The sequence below is a fragment of the Bartonella occidentalis genome, from assembly GCF_037070875.1.
In the GTDB taxonomy this organism is placed as follows: Bacteria; Pseudomonadota; Alphaproteobacteria; order Rhizobiales; family Rhizobiaceae; genus Bartonella.
In genome coordinates, this window is record NZ_JAYMZJ010000001.1 from 555,038 (window position 1) to 577,226 (window position 22,189).

A 22,189-nucleotide genomic window follows, 5' to 3' on the forward strand; every position below is an offset into this window, starting at 1 on the left:
AAGCATTTACAGGAGTAGGCAAATCTTTCACAAATATTAATGATAAACTTACCAGTGAAATTACTAATATGAAGAACGATAGCCTTGTTAAGCAAAATGACACGACTGGTTCTATCAAGATTGGTTCGGAAACTGGTGGTACAGCAATTACAGTTGCAAACGTTGATGGTGCATTGCGTAGTATCTCTGGTGTGAAGGCAGGATCTGTTGCAGAAGAATCTACAGAAGCTGTTAATGGTGCTCAGCTTTATTCAATGAGTAATACACTCGCTAAATACTTTGGTGGTGGTGCTCAGTATAAGGATGAGCAATGGATAGCGCCGGAGTTTAAGGTTGCAGAATTTAAATCCCGTGGGTTAACCGGTGGAACACAGAGTTACAGTAATGTTGCTAGCGCTTTTGATGGAGTTAATAATACTTTCAAAGGTCTTGATGGTAAGATTAACGATGTGGAAGACGCGCTTCTTGTTAAGCAAAATGACGTGACTAGTTCTATCAAGGTTGGTTCAGAAACTGGTGGTACAGCAATTACAGTTGCAAACAGTAATGGTATGTCGCGTAGTATCTCTGGTGTGAAGGCAGGATCTGTTGCAGAAGAATCTACAGAAGCCGTTAATGGTGCTCAGCTCTACTCGATGAATCAAACACTCGCTAAATATTTTGGTGGTGGTGCTCAGTATGAGAATGGAAAATGGACAGCTCCAGTATTTAAAGTTGTAAAATTTGATGCTGAAGGAAATGCAACGGAGGGAAATTATAACACTGTTGCAGATGCATTGACAGGAGTAAGCAATTCTTTCACGAATATTAAGAATGAATTTACTACTGCAATTACCAATGTGAATAAAAATAGCCTTGTTAAGCAAAGTGATACAAGCGACCCAATCAAGATTGGTTCAGAAACTGGTGGTACAGCAATTACAGTTGCAAACGTTGATGGTGTATCGCGTAGTATCTCTGGTGTGAAGGCAGGCGCTCTTTCAGCAGGATCTACAGAAGCCGTTAATGGTGCTCAGCTCTATTCAATGAGTAATACGCTTGCTACGTATTTTGGTGGCGGTGCTCAGTATGAAAATGGCAATTGGGTTAATCCAAATTTCAAAGTTGTAAAATTCAATGATGATGGTACTTCTGAAGAGGGGAGCTATACAAATGTTGCAACTGCGTTTGCAGGTGTAAGCAATTCGCTTACGAATCTTCGTAGTGAAGTTTTTAACAACATTGATCAGAATTCTTTGTTATGGAGCGACGATGATAAAGCGTTTGTTGCCCTTCATGGAACAGGAGATATAAGAGAAAAAAGTAAACTTAAGTTTCTTATGGATGGAGATATTTCAAAAGGTTCAACCGAGGCCGTGACAGGAAACCAGCTCTACTTAATGGGCAATGCATTTGCTGCGTATTTAGGAGGTGGTTCTGGGTATCAGGATGGACAGTGGATTGCTCCAGAATTCAATATTGCGCAATTCTCTAGCAATAATCGTTCTATTGAAAAGAAGAGCTATAATACTGTTTCTGATGCTTTTGAGGCTGTTAATGATAGCATGTCTAATCTCAATGATCGTATTGATGGTATTGAAAACAAGGCACCGTCTAATAGTCTAAATTGGAATGAAGAAAAAGGCGCATATGATGCTGGCTATAATGGGGAGTCAAACAAGATTACCAATGTAGCTGCTGGTGAAATTGCACAAGATTCTACCGATGTAGTGAATGGGGGACAGCTTTGGGAAACAAACGAGAAGGTGACAGCAGTCGAAAAGAAAGTAGATAATATTGAAAGTACAATCAAAGATGGTGTTATTAGCTATGATCAGGATGCATCTGGGAATAAGACCAATACTATTACTTTAGTTGGTGGAGACGAAAGTGATCCAGTGTTAATTGATAATGTAGCTAATGGTGAAGTTGAAGAAGGTTCAAAAGAAGCCGTCAATGGTGGTCAGCTATATGATTATACAAAACAACAGATAAGCATTGTTCTTGATGATGCTAAAAAATACACAGATGAACGATTCAATAATATCGTCCTTGATACTCTTAATGAGGCTAGACAATATACAGATATGAAGTTTGAAGCGTTAAATTATGGTATTGAAAGTGTTCGGAAAGAAGCAAGACAGGCTGCGGCCATTGGCTTGGCAGTATCTAACTTACGTTATGATGATACGCCAGGAAAGCTTAGTGTCTCATTAGGTAGTGGTATATGGCGTAGCCAATCTGCCTTTGCTGTTGGTGCTGGTTATACATCTGAAGATGGAAGTATCCGTTCTAACTTATCAGTAACTAGTGCAGGTGGTCATTTTGGTGTGGGTGTAGGAATCACTTTTACATTAAATTGATATAAAACTCCGAAACTCCTTACTTGTCCTTACCTTAATTGAGGTGAGGGCAAGTAGATTTTTTTAAAAGCTATGCATGCAAGTATAATGAATAAATATAATAGAAGTTCCATGCTTCTCGTAAAAAAGCTGTTTTATTATCATTTATTTTTATAAAGCTAAAAAAATTTTATTTTTAATTCTTGTTATTTCATTCATATTTTTAGAGATTAAAATACAAGATAAAAATCATGTCAGATCTATTATCGGCGAGCTATAAGTTTCTGCTGTACTTAGGGTATACACAGAAGTTGGAAAGTACACTTTCTTTCACATAAATGAATGTTTTTTACATGTGATGTCGTATAGTGTATTTTCTACTTTTGGTGTATATATATTATATTATGGAGATGGTTACAGTTTATTGAGTTTCCCGAGTCTTTAGAAAGTTTAGAAAAATAATTCATAAATTTCTGTAGTTTGTTTGCAGAGTATTACCTTATGACGACTATGGTAGTGATATAGATATATTTCTTGATATCAGTTTATTCAGGAAGTTGTTTATTTAAAGTATTAAGTATGAATATTACACTAAGAGTCAGCGCTTTAGATGCATGATTTTAGACAATGTTTTTTACAAAAGCCGATCAAGATAATACAGTGAAGATATATCTAGAAGGAAACTGTTACACTAAATGGTGTAAAAAGAGGAAGTGATATCTTGAGTACAATAGTTTAATAATGATTGATGGTTTGAAAATGACAACTGATTATATTGATCATAAAAATCGAAAGATAAAAAAGCATAAGGCTAGAATACTTTTTGAAAGTTTGTACTAGCTCATGAATGATTTATAGTTGTGTTTGACGAGCAATGTGCTTGTTACATATTTAGTAGGGAGCATCAGATATAATCAGCAATGAATTTCTTAAAATTTAAGAGGTTAAAATTCAATAATAATATGATTATTTTTGTGAAAAAAGAACTATAATGCTATCAATAAAGAGATGATGTATAAATGGGTTGTATTAATTGTATAGGTAATATTGAAAGAATGTATTGTCTAATGATTAAAATTGGAATGAACATACAAAACTATGTTATACTGTCATAATAAATGATTAAGAAATATTACCCAATATAAGACGATCATCATTATATTAAATTAGGTCTAAAATAAATAGTAAATAGCGATCAATTGCATGATTATTAGGTGGTAGAATATACAATAATTAGGGTGTTGTGGGAGTGGAGATCATCCTGAAATTTAAAATGACAACAAAAAAAATTAGTAAAATTATAAAAAATAAAAATATTTTAGCAAAAGTTCTATTTATTTTTGTCTTATTATGCGAAAATGGAAGCTTTGCTGATACAAAGAACAGTATTTATACGGTGCATCCACCACGGTTATCTGTTCCTAGAGGAGCTCCTGGTGAAACGCGTCGAATTATTACTCAATTTTATAATTGGACCTTGATTTGCGATGAAAAAAAATCGCTTCATCAGGGTATATGTAATGTTACACAAGCGATTCATGACCAAGAGGATCATACTATTTTTAGTTGGTCTCTTGTTTCTACGAAAAGTGGTCAAGCTGTGATGCTTTTTCGGACGTTGCCAAAAGTTGATAAAAGTGTACCTATTAAAATGTTTATAGATGGTGTTAAAAAACCTATTCTCATTCGTTATACACAGTGTAATCAGAAGGTTTGTTTAGCACAATTATCTATGGGATCGATTTTAAGGGAACAAATAGAGCAGAATAAAAGTATACGTATTGCCTATAAAGTTAAAGGCGGAAAATTATTGTCTTTTACTGTACCACTTAAAGGGCTTAGCGCAGCAGTTCAATCTTTACAACGATAAGGTGTATAGGAAATTTTAGCAAAACTACTATTTTGTAATATCAAATATTCTATCAATTTATAGTTTTATCTATTCTATATAAGCGGGTTATTATAATTTTGTTTTGGTAAAAAGTTGAGTAGAGATATCACAAGACGTATTTATTTTTAGATAATTTATATTCTGATTCAGAACAGTAATGATCTGAAATATTTTTCTAGATTATAAATTGGATATTCGCATCTTTTGGTGATATATTGAATAAAGGTTGCTATCATTACTTTCATAACGAAAGGGTTATTATGATGGGATATAAAAACGAGTAATCATTTTTTAGTACAGAGCAAGAGAAAGTAGATTTATCTTGAGCTGGCTATATGGTGTAAAAAGTTACTTAAGACGTAATCCAGCCAACGGTTAAGAGCTCCTAGTTTTGGGTTGAGATAAAAGTGGATGAAGCTGATAAATTTGCTCTATTATTATAGCAAGGGGAGAAGCTTTAAGCGCTAGCAGCTGTCAGAATACGGAGAGAAGAATAATAACTATGAAAAAAACAACAAAAGTGTTAACTGGTGGATATGGCGGTTCAGGATCGAATGAATTATACCAGCGTGTAAAGAAAAAAGCAGGGAGCATTAAAGCATCATCGCGTCGGTGGTTAGAGAGGCATCTAAATGATCCCTATGTCCATCAGTCAAAAGTGGATGGTTATCGTTCGCGTTCTGCTTATAAACTGATCGAAATTAATGAGCGTTATAAATTTCTCAAAAAAGGACAGAAAGTTATTGATCTTGGAGCTGCACCTGGAGGGTGGTGTCAAGTGGCTGCACGTATAGTAGGGGTAAGCAGTCAAAAGCCTAATGTGGTTGGGATTGATTATTTGCATGTTGATCCGTTGCCTGGAGTTGAAGTGTTAAAAATGGATTTTTTGTGTGCAGAGGCACCGCAGAAATTAATTGATGCTTTAGGGAAAAAGCCAGATGTAATTCTTTCTGACATGGCTGCACCGACAACAGGTCACCGTCAGACAGATCATTTAAAGACAACATATTTATGTGAAGTTGCCGCTGATTTTGCTCTTTCTGTTCTCAAGCCTGGAGGACATTTTTTAACAAAAACTTTTCAAGGAGGTACACAGAACGCTCTTCTCACTACATTGAAACAGCATTTTGCAACAGTTTACCATGTTAAGCCACCTGCAAGTCGAACAGAATCAGTTGAGCTTTATCTTTTAGCTCTTAAGTTTAAGGGTAAAACAAAATCCAATAAATAAATAGTTTCTTCTTTTAAAAAGGCTTTCGTTTACTTATACACTTAAACATGCAGATATTTCTAAGCAATTATGAGTGATATCATTTACAGTTTTTCTTTTGTAGATGATGAAAAACTGGTAAAATGAATAAGTTGCCTATAGAGGTAAGGAATTGATTCCTCAGCGGGTGTTTCCATGAAATTTCTTGATCAAGCTAAAGTTTATATTCGTTCTGGCAATGGAGGGGCGGGAGCAGTATCATTTCGTCGTGAAAAATTCCTTGAATTTGGGGGTCCAGATGGAGGTAATGGAGGACGTGGTGGTGATGTTTGGGCACTCGTTGTTGATGGACTTAATACACTGATTGATTATCGCTACCAGCAGCATTTTAGAGCAAAAGCAGGAGAGAACGGTAAGGGGCGTAATATGACGGGTGAAAAGGGTGCTGATATCATCCTTAAAGTGCCGGTTGGGACACAGATTTTTGAAGAAGATAATAGAACGTTAATCTGTGATTTGACGGAGGTTGGGCAACGTTATCGCCTTGCCAAAGGAGGTAATGGAGGTTTTGGAAATCTTCACTTTACGACATCTACAAATCGAGCACCTCGCCGTACAAATCCGGGTTTAGCTGGGGAAGAGCGTACGCTGTGGCTGCGCTTGAAGTTAATTGCTGATGGAGGAATTATTGGTTTACCGAATGCTGGAAAGTCAACCTTTTTAGCATCAGTAACAGCTGCAAAACCCAAAATTGCAGATTATCCTTTTACGACTTTGCATCCTCATCTTGGAGTTGCACGCATTGATTCCCATGAGTTTGTTCTTGCCGATATTCCTGGCTTAATTGAAGGTGCACATGAAGGCGTGGGGATTGGAGATCGTTTTTTAGGACATGCCGAGCGTTGCCGTGTTTTATTTCATTTAATTTCTGCTCAAGAAAAAGATGTGGCAAATGCATATCGAATTGTTCGTAATGAACTTAATGCATATGGACATAATCTAAGTGAAAAGATTGAAATTGTCGCTTTAAGTCAAGTAGATACTCTTACTGTTGAAGAGTGTAAGGCTAAACAAGAGGTATTGAAAAAAGTAACTGGTAAATCTGTTATGATGTTTTCTGCTGTCAATCGCGAAGGTTTAGAAAATGTGCTGCGTGCTGGTGCGCACATTATTGAAATAGCATGCAAAGGGGATATCGATGAATAACAGGATTGAGTAAGATGATGGTTGGATTGCAAAAACTTGTACATTATAAACGCATTGTTATAAAAGTTGGATCCACACTTTTGGTTGATCCTCAGACAGGTTTGCGAACCGAATGGCTTAATAGTTTGGTCGATGATATTGCTGAGTTGCATCAAAGTGGTGTTGAAGTTTTATTGGTGTCTTCTGGAGCAATTGCTTTAGGGAGAACATTGTTACAACTTCCTAAGGGTTCTTTGAAATTGGAAGAGAGTCAGGCGTGTGCTGCTTTAGGACAAGTTGAGTTAGCGAAAACATATGGCGATGCATTATCCAAATATGGACTAAAAACTGGTCAGATTTTGCTTACTCTATTTGATACGGAAGAGCGACGGCGTTATCTCAATGCACGTGCTACGATTAATGTCCTTTTACGTTTTGGAGCAGTGCCGGTTATTAATGAAAATGATACTGTTGCGACAAGTGAAATTCGTTATGGTGATAATGATCGTTTAGCAGCGCGTGTGGCAACGATGATGGGAGCAGATCTTTTGATACTGTTATCAGATGTTGATGGTCTTTATACGAAGTCTCCTCATCGTGATCCAACAGCTGAGTTTATACCCTTTATTGTATCAATCACAAATGATATTGAAAAAATGGCAGATGTTGCTTCTTCAGAGTTTTCTCGAGGAGGAATGAAGACCAAGCTTGATGCTGGAAAAATTGCGAATTCAGCTGGAACAGCTATGGTTATTACCTCAGGCAAGCGTATGAACCCCCTTGCTGCACTTGATAGAGGGGAGCGCAGGAGTTTTTTTGCTGCTAGTGAAAAGCCTGTTAATGCTTGGAAAGTTTGGATTTCCGGTCATTTAGATCCATCTGGTATTTTAACGATTGATCAAGGAGCTGTTAAGGCTCTTAAAGCTGGAAAATCATTATTAGCTGCAGGAGTTATAGCTGTTGATGGAGTATTTCATCGTGGAGATACGGTTGCAATTGTTGATGAAAATGGGATCGAAATTGCTCGTGGACTTGTAAGTTATGGTAAAGATGAAGCTGTGCGCATTATGGGGCGTAAAAGTGAAGAAATTGAACCTATCCTTGGGTATGAAGCACGTTCTGCTATGGTGCACCGTAATGATATGGTTTTTCACTGTCTAACGGATGTTTCTTAAGAAGTTATTTTATCTTATTATTATTTAGCGGAGTTAATGATTATATGACTTTAGAAGAACAGATGAAGAACATGGGGAGGAAAGCACGTCATGCCGCTTCAGAACTTGCTGTAGTTTCTTCTGAACAAAAGAACGAAGCACTGAAAATGATAGCTTTGAGTCTAGAGGATCAGTCCTCTAAAATTTTAGAGGCTAATCGTCAGGATTTAGAAAAGGCTGTTCAAAATAATTTGAAAGCAGCGATGATCGATCGACTCAAGTTGGATGAAGTACGTTTGTGTGCAATCATTGATAGTGTTCGCCAAATTTCTGACTTACCTGATCCTGTTGGGCAGGTAATGAGCGAATGGACGCGTCCTAACGGACTTCATATCAGTCGTGTTCGTACACCTCTTGGGGTAATTGGGATCATTTATGAAAGCCGACCAAATGTTACAATTGATGCAAGTGCTTTATGTTTAAAAGCTGGAAATGCCGCAATTTTACGTGGTGGTTCAGATAGTTTTTACTCTGCACATGCGCTTCATTCAGCGTTAGTAACAGGGTTGGAGAAGGTTGGTTTTCCTAAAGATGCTATTCAAATGGTTGAAACGACAGATCGGGGTGCTGTTGGAGAAATGCTTAAGGGGTTGGATGGTACGATTGATGTTATCATCCCCCGTGGGGGGAAAAACCTTGTTGCACGTGTTCAGTCTGATGCACGTGTTCCTACTTTTGCACATTTAGAGGGGTTGTGCCATATTTATATTGATTGCTCAGCAGATTTAGGTATGGCGCGGGATATTGTTTTGAATGCAAAATTACGGCGGACAGGTGTGTGCGGTGCCGTTGAGACAGTTTTAATTGACCGTCAGGCATTAAAAAAGTTTATTCCTGTTTTGATTGCTTTGCAGGAAAATGGGTGTGAAATTCGTGGAACAGAAGATATCTTTTTTCTTATGCCAAATATTAAATTAGCATCTGAAGAAGATTGGGCATGTGAATATCTTGATGCAATTCTTTCGGTAAAAACAGTTGATGGTATTGAGGGAGCCATTGCGCATATTGAACGTTATTCATCTGGACATACTGAATCGATTATCGCTGAGGATATGAAAGTGGTGAAGATATTTTTTAATCGTTTAGATTCGGCTATTTTACTTCATAATGCGTCTACACAATTTGCTGATGGAGGTGAATTTGGTTTTGGAGCAGAAATGGGTATCGCAACAGGAAAAATGCATGCGCGCGGCCCTATAGGTGTTGAGCAGTTGACATCATTTCAGTATCATATTAGAGGAAATGGGCAGGTCAGACCTTGAAAAAGACAGGTTTCCCGTGGATGTGGAAGAGCCGCATGCCGCATGTTGAAAGATCTAGTGTCGTGGGTCTCTTCGGTGGATCTTTTAATCCGCCGCATCTGGGGCACCTTATGGTTGCAAAAGTTGCAATCCGGCGTTTATATCTTGATCAGTTATGGTGGATGGTAACTCCTGGGAATCCTTTAAAAGATTGGATACATTTACCATCTTTAGATGAAAGAATGAGATTAAGTTTTGAACTTATTGATCATCCAAAGATTCGCGTAACCGGTTTTGAGCAGACCATAGGCAGTACAACATCAGTCGATACAATCTCTTATATTCTTTCCCGTTACAGTGGAGTGCGTTTTGTATGGGTTATGGGGGCGGACAGTCTTGCAACAATTCATCATTGGTGTCGGTGGCATGATATTGTATCGATGCTTCCTATTGCGGTTGTCGATCGACCTTTGGTAGGGATACCAGCGCTCTCTTCTCCTATGGCATCCATTTATCGCCGCTTTCGTTTGAATGAAAAAGAAAGTATACGATTACCTTTTATAAAACCACCAGTTTGGACTTATTTGCATGAACCTTTGTCTTTTCAATCTTCAACAAATCTTCGCTTAAAAGAGAATAATTTTTCTTGAATATTTTATAAGATTTTGCTTCTTTCTTCGAAAAAGTTTTTTCTACATTTCAAATAACAAGAAAGGATATTGGTCTGGAAAACTCCCCACAAAAACGACCTCATAATATTGCACTTTCAGCAGAAAAAAAAATCTTTTCGATAGCTGAAAGGTTGGAAATTATTTTAAAGAGCTTAGAGGATACAAAAGCGGAAGATATTGTTTCCATTGATATTCAGGGTAAGTCGTCTTTAGCTGATTACGTGGTCATAGCTTCGGCGCATTCACAGCGCCATATCTCTGCTATTGCTGCTTATCTATTGTCTACTTGGAAAAATAATGGATGTGGTCGAGCACGTATAGAAGGACTTTCTGAGGGTGATTGGGTATTGATTGATACAGGCGATATTATCGTTCATCTTTTTCGTCCAGAAATTCGTCTCTTTTATAATTTAGAAAAAATCTGGCTCACTCCGGGTTTAAACAATACACAGTCGGTTCTTTTCGGAGATCATTGACATGCAAATTTCTATTTTTGCTGTTGGTCGCATGAAGACAGGAGCTGAGCGCGAATTGGTTAACCATTATTTAGATCGTTTTTCTAAAAGTTCTGGAGCTGTTGGTTTCCATTTTAAAACACTACAGGAAATACCAGAAAGCCGTGCTCAAACAGCATGTCAGCGTATGGAAGAAGAAGGGAGGAAACTTATTGAATTTTTGCCTGAAAAGTGTCGATTAATTGTGTTGGATGAACGTGGAAAATCTATTTCATCATCTGCTTTTACTGAAAAGTTGATATTTTATCGTGATGAATGTGTTCGTGATGTAATAATTGCGTTAGGTGGAGCTGATGGGCATAATGAACAGATAAGAAGTCGTGCTGATTTTCTTTTGTCTTTTGGTTTTATGACGTGGCCGCACCAAATTGCGCGTATATTGCTTACAGAACAGCTTTACCGAGCTGTAACTATTGTAAATAATCATCCTTATCATCGTGTTTAACATTTTTGTGCAATTTTTACTGCTTATTTATGCACTATTAATATTGTTTTAGGTGACATCATTTAAGGAATCTCTAGTTTATGTGATTATGCTTAATGGTTGGACGATGAAGAAGCTTCTTCATAAAAAGATGCGATGTTTATATGGGGAATACGTGGTGCTTGTCATCGTACTACTGCTATTGAGCATGGGGCTTTTATCATCTGCGTCTTATGCTGAAGACACAGCGGAGAGTGTAGAAACACATAAAGCGCTGGTAGAAATTCGCCAAAATATTTCTGTTTCGCGTGAGCGTGTTGCTTTTCTCACTAATCAAGTTGAACGTTTAAAAAAAGATCAATATGTTTTAACCGATGCGTTAATAAAAGTTGCTAAAGCTGAACGTATCATAGCGAATGAAATTGCTGAGAAAGAAGAAAAACTTGAAAAAATGATAAAGAAACAGACACAAATTCGCCAGAATTTAAAAAATCGTCGAGCGAGATTTGTAGAAATTCTTGCCATTTTAGAACGTATTGGATTAAATCCACCTCCTGCTCTTATGGTACGACCTGAGGATGTGTTAGCTTCTGTACGTAGTTCTGTTTTATTAGGAGACATTACTTTTAAGATGCAGGAGAAAACACGGGTTTTGACAGAAAACCTTAAAGAATTAACCAACTTAAAAGACTCAATTGTAACAGAATATTCAGCTCTAAAAATTAAAATGCAAAATCAAGCGGAGCAGAGAAAACATTTGGAACTTTTATTAACCCAAAAAGCCAAATTACAAAAAACATCAGAAGAAGAACTTATAGCGCAGCGACAAAAAAATATTGCTCTTGCTAAAAAAGCTCATTCCTTAGAAGAATTGATTTTAGAACTTGATCGTCAGTCACAGCTCAGCTCTAGTACATTAGTACAGGTACGAAAAAAATTACAATTGTTAGATAAACGCAATTTCGAAAGTAGAAAAGGTTCTTTACTTTTCCCAGTTTCTGGGAAAAAAATTAGACATGTTGGCAATCATTCGCATATTACACGCTTTGGTGAAATGATTGAAACAGAATCAGAAGCTGTTGTTATAGCACCTGCTGATGCTTTTGTTGCTTTTGCTGGATCATTTCGTTCTTACGGACAGTTAATTATTCTTAATGTTGGAAATGGCTATCATATCATTCTTATAGGGATGTCTAAGATTAGTGTAACTCAAGGTCAATTCGTTCTTTCAGGTGAGCCTCTTGGTATGATGGGAATGCAATTTATTGAAAACAGTGTTGCATTGGATATAGGCAAAAGCGCTCCAATACTTTACATTGAGTTTAGGAAAAAGGGAAAATCTGTAAATCCAACTCCTTGGTGGCAGACAGGAAAATCGAGAAGGAACCAAAATGATTCGTAAAGTTATTCTTTTGGTCGCTGGGGTATTGCTCGGCGCCAGTTCAATGGTTATGGTGCAGTCTGTTGCTGCGAATAATGAAGGCGATATCTATAGGCAGCTGTCCATATTTGGCGATGTTTTTGAGCGTGTACGTGCGCAGTACGTGACGGTTCCAGATGATAAAAAGCTGATTGAAAATGCTATCAATGGTATGCTCACATCGCTTGATCCACATTCATCTTATATGAATGCTCAAGAAGCTAAGGATATGCGTGATTCTACTAAAGGAGAATTTGGAGGCCTTGGTATTGAAGTAACTATGGAGAAAAATTTAATTAAAGTTGTTTCTCCAATGGATGATACACCTGCTTCAAAAGCAGGGATTTTAGCAGGGGATCTCATTTCAAAAATTGATGGTGTTCAGACGAATGGTCAAACCTTAAATGAAGCTGTTAATAAAATGCGAGGAGCTGTTGGAACATCAATTACATTGACAATTATTCGTTCTGGTGTTGATAAGCCGATTGAAATTAAAGTCGTTCGTGATATCATTAAGGTGAAGGCGGTTAAGTATCGTGTCGAAGGCGATATTGGATATTTGAGACTTATTCAGTTTTCTGAGCAAACTTTTGATAATCTTCAAGCTGCAATTGAAAATATTAAATCTAAAATTCCTCAAGATAAGCTAAAAGGATATGTACTTGATCTGCGGCTTAATCCTGGTGGTCTCTTGGATCAGGCAGTGAGTGTTTCAAGTGCTTTCCTTGATAAAGGTGAAATTGTATCAACTCGCGGTCGCAAAAAGAACGATGTGATGAGATTTGATGCTAAACCAGGCGATATTATCAACGGAAAGCCTCTCATTGTGCTCATTAATGGTGGTTCGGCAAGTGCTTCTGAGATTGTTGCAGGCGCGTTGCAGGATCATGGTCGTGCTACAATTTTAGGGACACAATCTTTTGGGAAAGGATCTGTTCAAACCATTATTCCTTTGGGTGAAAATGGTGCTTTACGCTTAACAACAGCACTTTACTACACGCCATCGGGAACCTCAATTCAAGGAACTGGGATTACACCAGATATTACTGTAGAGCAACCATTGCCTGAAAAGTATAAGGGTTATGATGTAAGGCTTGGTGAATCTGAGTTAAAAGGACATATTAAAGGGAAAAGAGAAAATAATAAAGGATCTGGTTCAGCAGCTTTTGTTCCACAGGATCCTAAGGATGATCTTCAGTTAAATGAGGCTTATAAACTTTTACGAGGTGAAATGGCGAATGCAGCATTCCCACCAGATCCTAATAAAAATGTGCTAAAATAAGGAGGGACTTGCACAGATTATGCTTTTGAAAGATAATTGAATGGATAAAATTATTAATCTTAAAAATCTTCCTTATCGAAAAAGTGTTGGAATCCTTGTATTTAATTGTGAAGGTAAGGTTTGGGTTGGGCGCCGTTTAAGAACGTGTGCCCATGTAGGCTCTAGGATGTCTGATCGTTGGCAGCTCCCTCAAGGGGGAATTGATGAAGATGAAAAGCCATTAGATGCAGCACGGCGCGAACTTTATGAAGAAACTGGTATCCGATCTGTGAAATTGATTAAAGAAGCAAAAGATTGGTTTCATTATGATTTTCCACAAGAACTTGTTGGATACGTGTTAAACAATAAATACCGCGGGCAAATGCAAAAATGGTTTGCTTTTCAGTTTACGGGAGAGATTTCTGAAATTTCTATCAATCCACCACCAGATGGTAATACAGCAGAATTCGATCAATGGAAGTGGACTGATTTAGAAATCTTACCCTCGATCATTATTTCTTTTAAAAAGCAAGTTTATATGAAAGTTGTTAACGAATTTCGAGGTAGCCTTAAAGACTTATAAGAGTTATATAAAAGCTATATAATCGTCGAAAGCTATTTTTATAAGATTCTTTAGCATTGTGTGATTAAGAGAATAATAAAAGTAATTCTATTTTATTGAAAGAATTGGAATATAAAATGAAAAAATTATTTAAGTTATGTATAATTTCTATTTTTTTGAGTATTTCTTCTGTAGCATTTGCGGTAGATTCAAAGTCTCCAGCAACTAAGCCTGCAGCAACGAAATCTGCAACAGCTACATTACCAAATGGTGCTTCTTCTTTGGTAGAGACCTATGGTTTGTGGAGTATTAACTGTGGTATACAGGACGGAAAAAAAGTTTGTTTTATGCACCGTCAAGAAGTGAATGATCAGAATCGTGTTGTTGTAGCTATGACCGTTATTCTCAATAATGATGGCAATCTATCTGGAAGTTTGACGGTGCCTTTTGGTATGCTGGTTTCCAAACCTGTTCATTTACAAGTCGATGAAGGAAAGGCTGTTCTAGAGACTGGTATTCGGACATGTTTCCCATCTGGTTGTGCGGTTCCTGTAGCTTTTGACAAAAGTTTTGTAGCGGCTTTACGTGCTGGAAAAAAACTGAAGCTATCTATGACAATTGCTGCTCAAGACGAACCTGCTTTTAATGACTTATTTGTCCAGTTGAATGGTTTTAGTAATGCACTTAACCGTTTAACTGCGTTGCAAAAATAATTTTGAAGATAAGCTAAAACGGTCTTTTAGATCGTTTTAGTTTTTTTGAAAAAGCAATTTGGGGAAGTGAGCTTACAAATTAAGAGAAGCAAGATTGTTGAGCGGAGGATGTTAAGAACTTTTAAAGATTTCTAAAGTTGTTTATTGTTGCTTCTGCTTTGATGAACTGTTTTCATTCTGATATTTATCTATTGGAAGTGGTCGCCTGATTATAATATAGGAAAAGAACTAAAATGTTTGATTTTCTATTTTATGAAAAAAGGAATGTTAGTGTGTGAGTATCAATTCCCCATTCAGGAAGCATTTTTTTAATAAGGTTTCTATTCCGTTGATTGAAAGAGGAATAAAAAATGATTTATGCATTGCTTCAGGTGATAGATCGGATTTTGGATATTTATGTTTATATTTTAGTTGCGAGTGCGGTCTTTTCTTGGCTTTGTGCATTTAATATTGTGAATATGCGTAATCGCTTTGTTTTTTTGATAGGAAATTTTCTCTATCGAGCTACTGAGCCAATTCTGGGGCGTATCCGGCGGTTTTTACCAAATCTTGGAATGATTGATATTTCGCCTATTGTAGTGTTTATAGCTATTTATTTTATTCATACCTTTATGTGGCGTGTTTATTATGGTATGTATTTTTGAGATGTTGCATTAGGAAAATAGATATGTTTTATCAAGTTAACACTAATGGCTTGATTCTATTTGTGTATCTAATTCCAAAGGCCTCACTTGATAAAATAATAGGAGTTGAATGTAGGGATGATGGAAAGAAGCATTTGGTTATACGACTTCGCGCTGTTCCTGAAGATGGAAAGGCAAATAAAGCATTAATTAAGTTTCTAGCAAAGCAATGGAAGATTCCTTCTTCTTGCATTTTTCTAAAAAGTGGAGCGACATCCCGCCACAAGCAACTTCATTTTTCAGGATATTTAGACAAGATAAAAAATACATTACAATCTTTAGGAGAGGATTGTAACTCTGTGCAAAAAAGTAAATCAAAAACAAAAGCCTGCTAAAAAACAGGCCTCATTTAGTTATTAGGATAATTATATTCTTTTATTTATTACGCTCAATAGCTTGTTTGATTAATTCATATGCAAAATCTTTATCGCGCCAACCTTTAATTTTAGCCCATTTCCCTGGTTCAAGATCTTTATAATGTTCAAAGAAATGCTCAATTTTCTTGAGTGTGCTTTCGGGAAGATCTGTATAATCATGAATGTTGATATATTTTTGTGTTAATTTGGGAGTAGGGATAGCGATAATTTTTTCATCTTTACCACCATCATCTTCCATAATTAGGGCACCGATTGGACAAACATTGATAACACAACCAGGAATTAATGGACGGGTATTGCAGATAAGAACATCGATCGGATCTCCATCTTCTGAAAGAGTATGTGGTACAAAGCCGTAATTTCCAGGGTAAGCCATCGATGTATAAAGAAAGCGATCAACAAACAACGCGCCAGATTTCTTATCCATCTCATATTTTATTGGTTGACTATCAAGAGAAACTTCAACAACAACATTGATATCTTCTGGGGGATTTTTTCCAATAGGTATTTCCTTAATATTCATACAAATATCCTTTCAAGGGTATGATACAGCCTGATAGCATGGAAGACTTTACCGACGGAGTTATGAAGTCAGGTTGAAATTGATGAGCGTGTTTTTTCAAAGCGCTTGCGTTCATTGGGGTCTAAATAGAGTTTACGTAGACGAATGCTTTGGGGAGTTACCTCTACAAGTTCATCATCTTGTATCCATGATAAAGCACGTTCTAATGTCATTTTGATAGGAGGAGTTAATTTTACAGCTTCATCTTTTCCGGAAGCGCGCATATTGGTTAGCTTTTTCCCTTTTAAAACATTCACCTCCAAATCGTTATCGCGTGAGTGTATACCAACAATCATGCCTTGATAAACTTTAACGCCAGCATCAATAATCATAGGTCCACGATCTTCAAGATTAAAAAGAGCATAAGCGACAGACTCACCGTTATCATTTGAAATCATCACACCATTAACACGACCGCTAATATCTCCTTTATAAGGCTCATAAGCATGAAAAAGGCGATTCATAATTGCTGTGCCGCGTGTATCAGTTAAAAGTTCGGATTGGTAGCCAATAAGCCCTCGGGTTGGCGCATAAAAAACAAGGCGTATACGATTGCTGCCTGAGGGGCGTAGTTCAACCATTTCTCCTTTACGTTCAGACATCTTTTGAACGACAGTTCCAGAATATTCTTCATCAACGTCGATTACAACTTCCTCAATCGGTTCAAGGGTTATCCCATTTTCACCGCTTTGCATAACAACACGTGGGCGCGAAACACTAAGCTCAAATCCTTCACGGCGCATATTCTCAATAAGAACTGCAAGTTGCAATTCTCCTCTTCCGGAAACATAGAAAGAGTCTTTATCAGCCGATTCTTCAATTTTAAGAGCTACATTACCTTCTGCTTCTTTCAACAAACGGTCACGAATAACACGACTTGTTACTTTATCTCCTTCAGTCCCAGCAAGGGGGCTATCATTAACAAGAAAGCTCATTGTAACAGTGGGGGGATCAATTGGTTGAGCAGTCAGTGGTTCATTGACGGCAAGGTCACAAAAAGTATTAGCAACAGTACCCTTTTGTAGACCCGCAATTGCTACAATATCGCCAGCAGCGCTTTCTTCAATTGGTTGCCGCTCTAGCCCACGAAATGCTAAAATTTTTGAAATGCGCCCAGTCTCTAAAAGTTTTCCATCTTGTCCAAGAACCTTGATATTTTGGTTTGGTTTTATAGAGCCTGAATGAATGCGACCTGTAATAATTCGCCCCAAAAATGGATCTGCCTCAAGGATAGTTCCGATCATACGGAATGGGCCTTCCGCTACGATAGGAGAAGAAACATGGCGAGTTACAAGATCAAATAAAGGACTTAATCCTTGATCCTTTGATCCTTCAGGGGTTTCAGCCATCCATCCATCGCGACCTGATCCATAAAGAATAGGAAAGTCAAGTTGTTCATCAGTGGCATCGAGAGCAGCAAAAAGATCAAAAACTTCATTGATAACTTCATTAGCGCGTGCATCCGGTCGATCAATTTTATTAACGACAACAATAGGGCGTAATCCTACTTTTAGTGCTTTACCAACAACAAATTTTGTTTGAGGCATTGGACCTTCAGCGGCATCTACAAGCACAATTGCTCCGTCTACCATATTCAAAATACGTTCAACTTCTCCACCAAAATCAGCATGGCCTGGTGTATCAACAATGTTAATTCGGGTATCTTTCCAAACAACGGATGTCACTTTTGCTAGGATTGTAATTCCGCGTTCTTTTTCTATATCATTCGAATCCATCATACGCTCACTGGTACGTTGGTTATCACGGAAATTTCCTGATTGTTTGAGAAGTCCGTCTACGAGCGTTGTTTTCCCATGATCAACATGGGCAATGATGGCAATGTTACGCAATTGCATAAATTTTCTTCTTTTCTTTCTAATTAAGATAGAGCGCTTTAATCTCTTCTTTACCTACTCAAAAACCTTTTACACGTTTTTCGTAATTTTGGAAGAGGAGTAAATATTTTTATGAAAAAATGTCCTCAAGGTTTGTAGTGTTTTATTGAATTTAATTAAGTGAGGTTTTCAAAAAGTTTGACAATATTGGTACTGTACATATAGAAAACAAATAATGCAACTTTTTCTCTTTTAATAGAAAGTATCTCAGGTTGTAGAAGGTGCATTTTTTTTCATTTGTTACAGTAAGGTTCCAGATAAGATAAGAGAAGCTACAGAAAAATAAATCACAATGCCCATGACATCTACCAAGGTTGCCACAAAGGGGGCAGAGGCACTTGCTGGATCAAATTTCAAAACTTTAAGGACAAAAGGAAGCATTGAGCCGGATAAAGAACCGAATGTGACAATTCCTACCAAAGTTGTGCCTACGGTCATAGAAATAGCAATCCAATGTTCACCATAGTTATAGATACCCAACTGTTGCCAGGCAAAAATACGTATAACACCAATCATTCCAAGTAAAAGGCCAAGAGATAGCCCTGTTGGAATTTCACGAATGATAACTTTCCACCAATCTTTAAGTGTGAGCTCGCGCAAAGCTAATGCACGGATAATAAGGGATGTTGCCTGTGAGCCAGAGTTTCCTCCTGAGCTCATAATGAGAGGGATAAATAGTGTCAGGATAATAGCCTTTTCAAGCTCTGTTTCGAAATACTGCATAGCGCTGGCTGTTAACATTTCACCGATAAAAAGTAAGGCTAGCCAGCCTCCGCGTTTTTTCATCATTTCAAGAAAATTGATCTGCATATATGGTTTACTAAGAGCTTCCATTCCCCCAAATTTATAGGCATCTTCACTCATTTCATCGACCATAGCATCAAGTACATCATCGACGGTTACGATCCCAATGACATGGTTGTTTTCATCAACAACTGGAACAGAAAGAAGATCATGACGTTGGAAAAGACGGGCAATATCTTCATGATCTGTGAAGGGAGATATTGTAATGGGTGTATCACGCGTGGGAACGTTGAGAATTTCTTCATCAGATTGGGCAAGAATAAGGTTGCGAAGTGAAACAGCCTTGAGAAGAGTTCCCTTTTTGGGATCAATAACGTAGCTTGTATAGACTGTTTCACGTGTTCGCTCTACGGCACGAATGTGATTTAGAGTTTTTTTTACAGTCCAGTTTGCTGGAACTGCTATAAACTCCGTTGTCATTAATGCACCTGCTGTGTGATCAGGGTAACTGGTGAGTTTTTTTAACTCAGCTCGAGTTAATGGCTTGAGCAAAGCATAAAGCCGTGTTCTGGTTTCTTTATCCATCTCTTGAAAGACATCTGCAGCAGCATCTGCGGACATACCGTCAAGAATTTCAACAGAGCGATTCACAGGCAAAAGTTCAAGAATAGCTGCAGGTTGTTCAAGCTCTGGTTTATCAAAAAGTTCAATAGCATAATCAAGAGGCAGAAGACTAAGAACAGTTACGCGTTCCATAATATCGAGATCATTAATAATATCAATTGAATCGGCAAAATGCCGATTTTTTAATTCTTCAGCGAGAACCTCAGGAGAAAAATTTTTGCAGTCGAAGGCTGTTTTGATTTCAGTCATGATAAGGCACCTTCCGGAGGGTTGGAGAATTATAAATCCAGATATATGGATGAGATCAACCAAAAACTATAGAAGGCTTACACGATCCCTCCCACCTATGTTTTCAAGTTAATATTTAAATAAAGTCAAGTATAAATCACAAACTATAAACAATTTCATGCATTAAGAAGGATGGGGATTTTCATTTATCTCTTTCATGGTAAAGTCATCTTTAACATTTCTGATATCAATATATAGATCTAAAAGACTATTTTAAAGCTATTAGATAATTTGCATTATTATCAATGTTTACCGTTAAGATCATTGTTACACCTTAAACTTTATTAATGGAGAGACTTAGTATTATGACAAAAGACGCAGTGCTAGACTGGAAAGGATTTTCAAGACTTCCTGATTTTTCTTTAATAAGTGATGATGATTTTCAGCCCGCTTTTGAACAAGCTCTTCAGGAAGCAGAAGAAGAAATAGAGGCAATTGCAATGGTACAAGAGCCGCCAACACTTGAGAATTTTTTGCAGCCTTTTGAGCTTGCTGGCAAAGCTCTAGATCGCGTATGTTCAATATTTTTCTTGCGTTCAGGTGCTTATAGTAACTCATTGATTCAGCGGTTAGAACAAGAGTTTGTTGTAAAACTTTCTCGCTATTCTTCAAAAATTATGATGGATGCACGGATATTTGAGAAAATAGAAGTGCTCTATAAACAGTCGCAGCAAAATGTGTATGACAGTGAAACGACACATGTTCTTAAAGTGTGGTGGAAAAAGTTCATTTATAGTGGTGCAAAACTTGATGAAAAAGGTAAAAAACGACTTGCTGAAATTAATGAAAAGCTCGCCTTTCTAAGTGCTACTTTTGGTCAACATGTTCTTAAGGATGAAGCTGAGTGGATTTTATTTTTAGAGAAAAAGGATTTATCTGGTTTACCTGATGATCTTATTGCTTCAATGAATGAAATTGCTCGTGAAAGAGGAAATGAAAAAACGTATGCATTAACATTGGCACGCTCAATTGTGGAACCATTTTTGAAATTTTCTCATCGTCGCGATTTACGCGAAATAGCATTCCAAGCTTGGGTTAAACGCGGTGAAAATAATAACGATAATGATAATCGAGCGATTATTGTAGAAATTATTAAGCTTCGAGATGAGCAGGCTAAATTGCTAGGGTATAAATCTTTTGCAGATTTAAAGCTTGATAATAATACTATGGCGAAAAGTGTGGATGCAGTTATGGATTTGCTTATGCCTGTATGGGAACGAGCAAAAACTAAGGCCGCTAGCGAACAGATTGAATTACAAAATTTTGCAAAAAATCAGGGAAGCAATGAATCTTTAGCAGCTTGGGATTGGCGCTATTATACTGAAAAGTTGCGCACCGAAAAGTTTTCTTTCGATGAATCAGAAATTAAATATTACTTTCAGCTTGATCGCGTGATTGAGGCTGCTTTTTCCGTGGCAGAAAAGCTCTTTGGGATTGCATTTGAAGAAAAAAAGGCTGTTGTACTTTGGCATCCTGATGCACGCTTGTGGGAAGTAAGAAAATCTGATGGAAGCTTGCTTGGGTATTTTATTGGTGATTATTTTGCACGTTCATCAAAGAGATCTGGTGCATGGATGAGCAGATTGCAGTCGCAATACAAATTGGGTGGTGGCCAAAAGCCTATTATCTACAATATTTGTAATTTTGCTAAGCCACCCAAAGGGGAGGCTGCTCTTTTATCCCTTGATGATGCACGTACACTTTTTCATGAATTTGGACATGCATTACATGGTTTACTTTCTGATGTGACATGGCCATCTGTATCAGGAACATCGGTTTCGCATGATTTTGTTGAACTTCCTTCTCAACTTTACGAACATTGGTTAACCGTTCCAGAGGTATTAAAATCTTATGCTATACATGTTAAAACAGGGCTTCCTATGCCGCAAGCATTGATGGATAAGCTTTTGGCTGTACAAACATTTAACGCAGGTTTTTCCGCGGTTGAATTTCTCTCGTCAGCTTTAATTGATATGGCTTTTCATCAAAGAGAAAAAGTAACTGACCCAATAATATTTGAAGATCAGGAATTAGAAAAGTTGCAAATGCCGAGTACAATTATCATGCGTCATCGTCCTTCACATTTTACGCATATATTTTCAGGTGATAGTTATGCTGCTGGTTATTATTCTTATATGTGGTCGGAAGTCCTTGACGCAGATGCTTTTCAGGCTTTTGAAGAAACAGGGGATGTTTTTAATTCAGAACTCGCTGATCGGTTAAAGCGTTTTATTTATTCTGCTGGGGGAAGTCGCGATCCTGAGGAGCTTTATAAAGCTTTTCGAGGACGATTGCCATCACCAGAAGCAATGATTAAAAAGCGGGGATTGTGATTATAAGATAAACGGTATGGCTGCTTGTGCCATACTGTTATGGTATTTTTTATAG

19 protein-coding genes are annotated in these 22,189 nt (G+C 37.3%); 16 read left to right on the forward strand and 3 right to left on the reverse strand.

The features are described from left to right. The 15 genes from WCP78_RS02290 to WCP78_RS02360 all read left to right on the forward strand — a co-directional run. The coding region (locus WCP78_RS02290; protein WP_336278883.1) for a Vomp family autotransporter at positions 1-2,342 on the forward strand (2,342 nt) is incomplete at its 5' end. A gap of 1,252 nt (positions 2,343-3,594) precedes the next feature. Further along, on the forward strand, positions 3,595-4,191 hold the full coding sequence (locus WCP78_RS02295) for an invasion associated locus B family protein (RefSeq protein ID WP_336278884.1): 597 nt from the start codon (positions 3,595-3,597) through the stop codon (positions 4,189-4,191). A gap of 523 nt (positions 4,192-4,714) precedes the next feature. Then, positions 4,715-5,443 carry an RlmE family RNA methyltransferase gene (locus tag WCP78_RS02300; RefSeq protein WP_336278885.1) on the forward strand — a complete coding sequence of 243 codons (729 nt, stop codon included), beginning with the start codon at positions 4,715-4,717 and terminating at the stop codon, positions 5,441-5,443. 174 nt (positions 5,444-5,617) lie between these two features. Continuing rightward, on the forward strand, positions 5,618-6,628 hold the full coding sequence (gene obgE, locus WCP78_RS02305) for a GTPase ObgE (protein WP_336278886.1): 1,011 nt from the start codon (positions 5,618-5,620) through the stop codon (positions 6,626-6,628). Positions 6,629-6,642: 14 nt separating this feature from the next. Next, entirely contained in the window at positions 6,643-7,782 is a 1,140-nt protein-coding gene (proB, locus tag WCP78_RS02310; protein WP_336278887.1) for a glutamate 5-kinase, read from the forward strand. A gap of 44 nt (positions 7,783-7,826) precedes the next feature. Next, a complete protein-coding gene (locus tag WCP78_RS02315; protein WP_336278888.1) occupies positions 7,827-9,083 on the forward strand; it encodes a glutamate-5-semialdehyde dehydrogenase in 1,257 nt (418 codons plus the stop codon). A 35-nt stretch (positions 9,084-9,118) separates the two neighbouring features. Beyond that, positions 9,119-9,712, forward strand: coding sequence for a nicotinate-nucleotide adenylyltransferase (locus tag WCP78_RS02320; protein ID WP_336279118.1), 594 nt, complete (start codon positions 9,119-9,121; stop codon positions 9,710-9,712). A 53-nt stretch (positions 9,713-9,765) separates the two neighbouring features. After that, entirely contained in the window at positions 9,766-10,209 is a 444-nt protein-coding gene (rsfS, locus tag WCP78_RS02325; RefSeq protein WP_336279119.1) for a ribosome silencing factor, read from the forward strand. A 1-nt stretch (position 10,210) separates the two neighbouring features. Beyond that, positions 10,211-10,693 carry a 23S rRNA (pseudouridine(1915)-N(3))-methyltransferase RlmH gene (gene rlmH / locus WCP78_RS02330; RefSeq protein WP_336278889.1) on the forward strand — a complete coding sequence of 161 codons (483 nt, stop codon included), beginning with the start codon at positions 10,211-10,213 and terminating at the stop codon, positions 10,691-10,693. An 88-nt stretch (positions 10,694-10,781) separates the two neighbouring features. Next, positions 10,782-12,074 (forward strand): murein hydrolase activator EnvC family protein, encoded by a 1,293-nt coding sequence (locus WCP78_RS02335; protein ID WP_336279120.1) that lies wholly within the window; start codon positions 10,782-10,784, stop codon positions 12,072-12,074. Further along, positions 12,064-13,374 (forward strand): S41 family peptidase, encoded by a 1,311-nt coding sequence (locus tag WCP78_RS02340; RefSeq protein ID WP_336278890.1) that lies wholly within the window; start codon positions 12,064-12,066, stop codon positions 13,372-13,374. Before WCP78_RS02335 ends, WCP78_RS02340 begins: the two co-directional genes overlap by 11 nt. Before the next feature lie 40 nt (positions 13,375-13,414). Further along, positions 13,415-13,936: an RNA pyrophosphohydrolase gene (locus tag WCP78_RS02345; RefSeq protein WP_336278891.1), complete on the forward strand. Its 522-nt coding sequence runs from the start codon at positions 13,415-13,417 to the stop codon at positions 13,934-13,936. A gap of 116 nt (positions 13,937-14,052) precedes the next feature. Beyond that, on the forward strand, positions 14,053-14,628 hold the full coding sequence (locus WCP78_RS02350; protein WP_336278892.1) for an invasion associated locus B family protein: 576 nt from the start codon (positions 14,053-14,055) through the stop codon (positions 14,626-14,628). A gap of 350 nt (positions 14,629-14,978) precedes the next feature. After that, the gene (locus WCP78_RS02355; RefSeq protein ID WP_336278893.1) at positions 14,979-15,272 is read left to right on the forward strand and encodes a YggT family protein; all 294 of its coding nucleotides are present in this window, start codon (positions 14,979-14,981) and stop codon (positions 15,270-15,272) included. Positions 15,273-15,295: 23 nt separating this feature from the next. After that, complete coding sequence (locus WCP78_RS02360) at positions 15,296-15,646, forward strand: DUF167 domain-containing protein (protein ID WP_336278894.1); 351 nt, start codon at positions 15,296-15,298, stop codon at positions 15,644-15,646. Positions 15,647-15,686: 40 nt separating this feature from the next. Here the strand turns inward: WCP78_RS02360 and ppa are convergent, their stop codons facing one another. The 3 genes from ppa to mgtE form a co-directional block, all read right to left on the reverse strand. Beyond that, positions 15,687-16,211 (reverse strand): inorganic diphosphatase, encoded by a 525-nt coding sequence (gene ppa / locus WCP78_RS02365; RefSeq protein ID WP_336278895.1) that lies wholly within the window; start codon positions 16,209-16,211, stop codon positions 15,687-15,689. A gap of 68 nt (positions 16,212-16,279) precedes the next feature. Further along, entirely contained in the window at positions 16,280-18,106 is a 1,827-nt protein-coding gene (typA, locus tag WCP78_RS02370) for a translational GTPase TypA (RefSeq protein ID WP_336278896.1), read from the reverse strand. Between the two features lie 279 nt (positions 18,107-18,385). Beyond that, positions 18,386-19,762, reverse strand: a complete 1,377-nt coding sequence (mgtE, locus tag WCP78_RS02375; protein ID WP_336278897.1) for a magnesium transporter — start codon at positions 19,760-19,762, stop codon at positions 18,386-18,388. Between the two features lie 344 nt (positions 19,763-20,106). On the opposite strand from mgtE, the gene WCP78_RS02380 reads away from it, so the two are divergent. Then, entirely contained in the window at positions 20,107-22,134 is a 2,028-nt protein-coding gene (locus tag WCP78_RS02380; protein ID WP_336278898.1) for a M3 family metallopeptidase, read from the forward strand. The last annotated feature ends 55 nt before the right edge of the window (positions 22,135-22,189 follow it).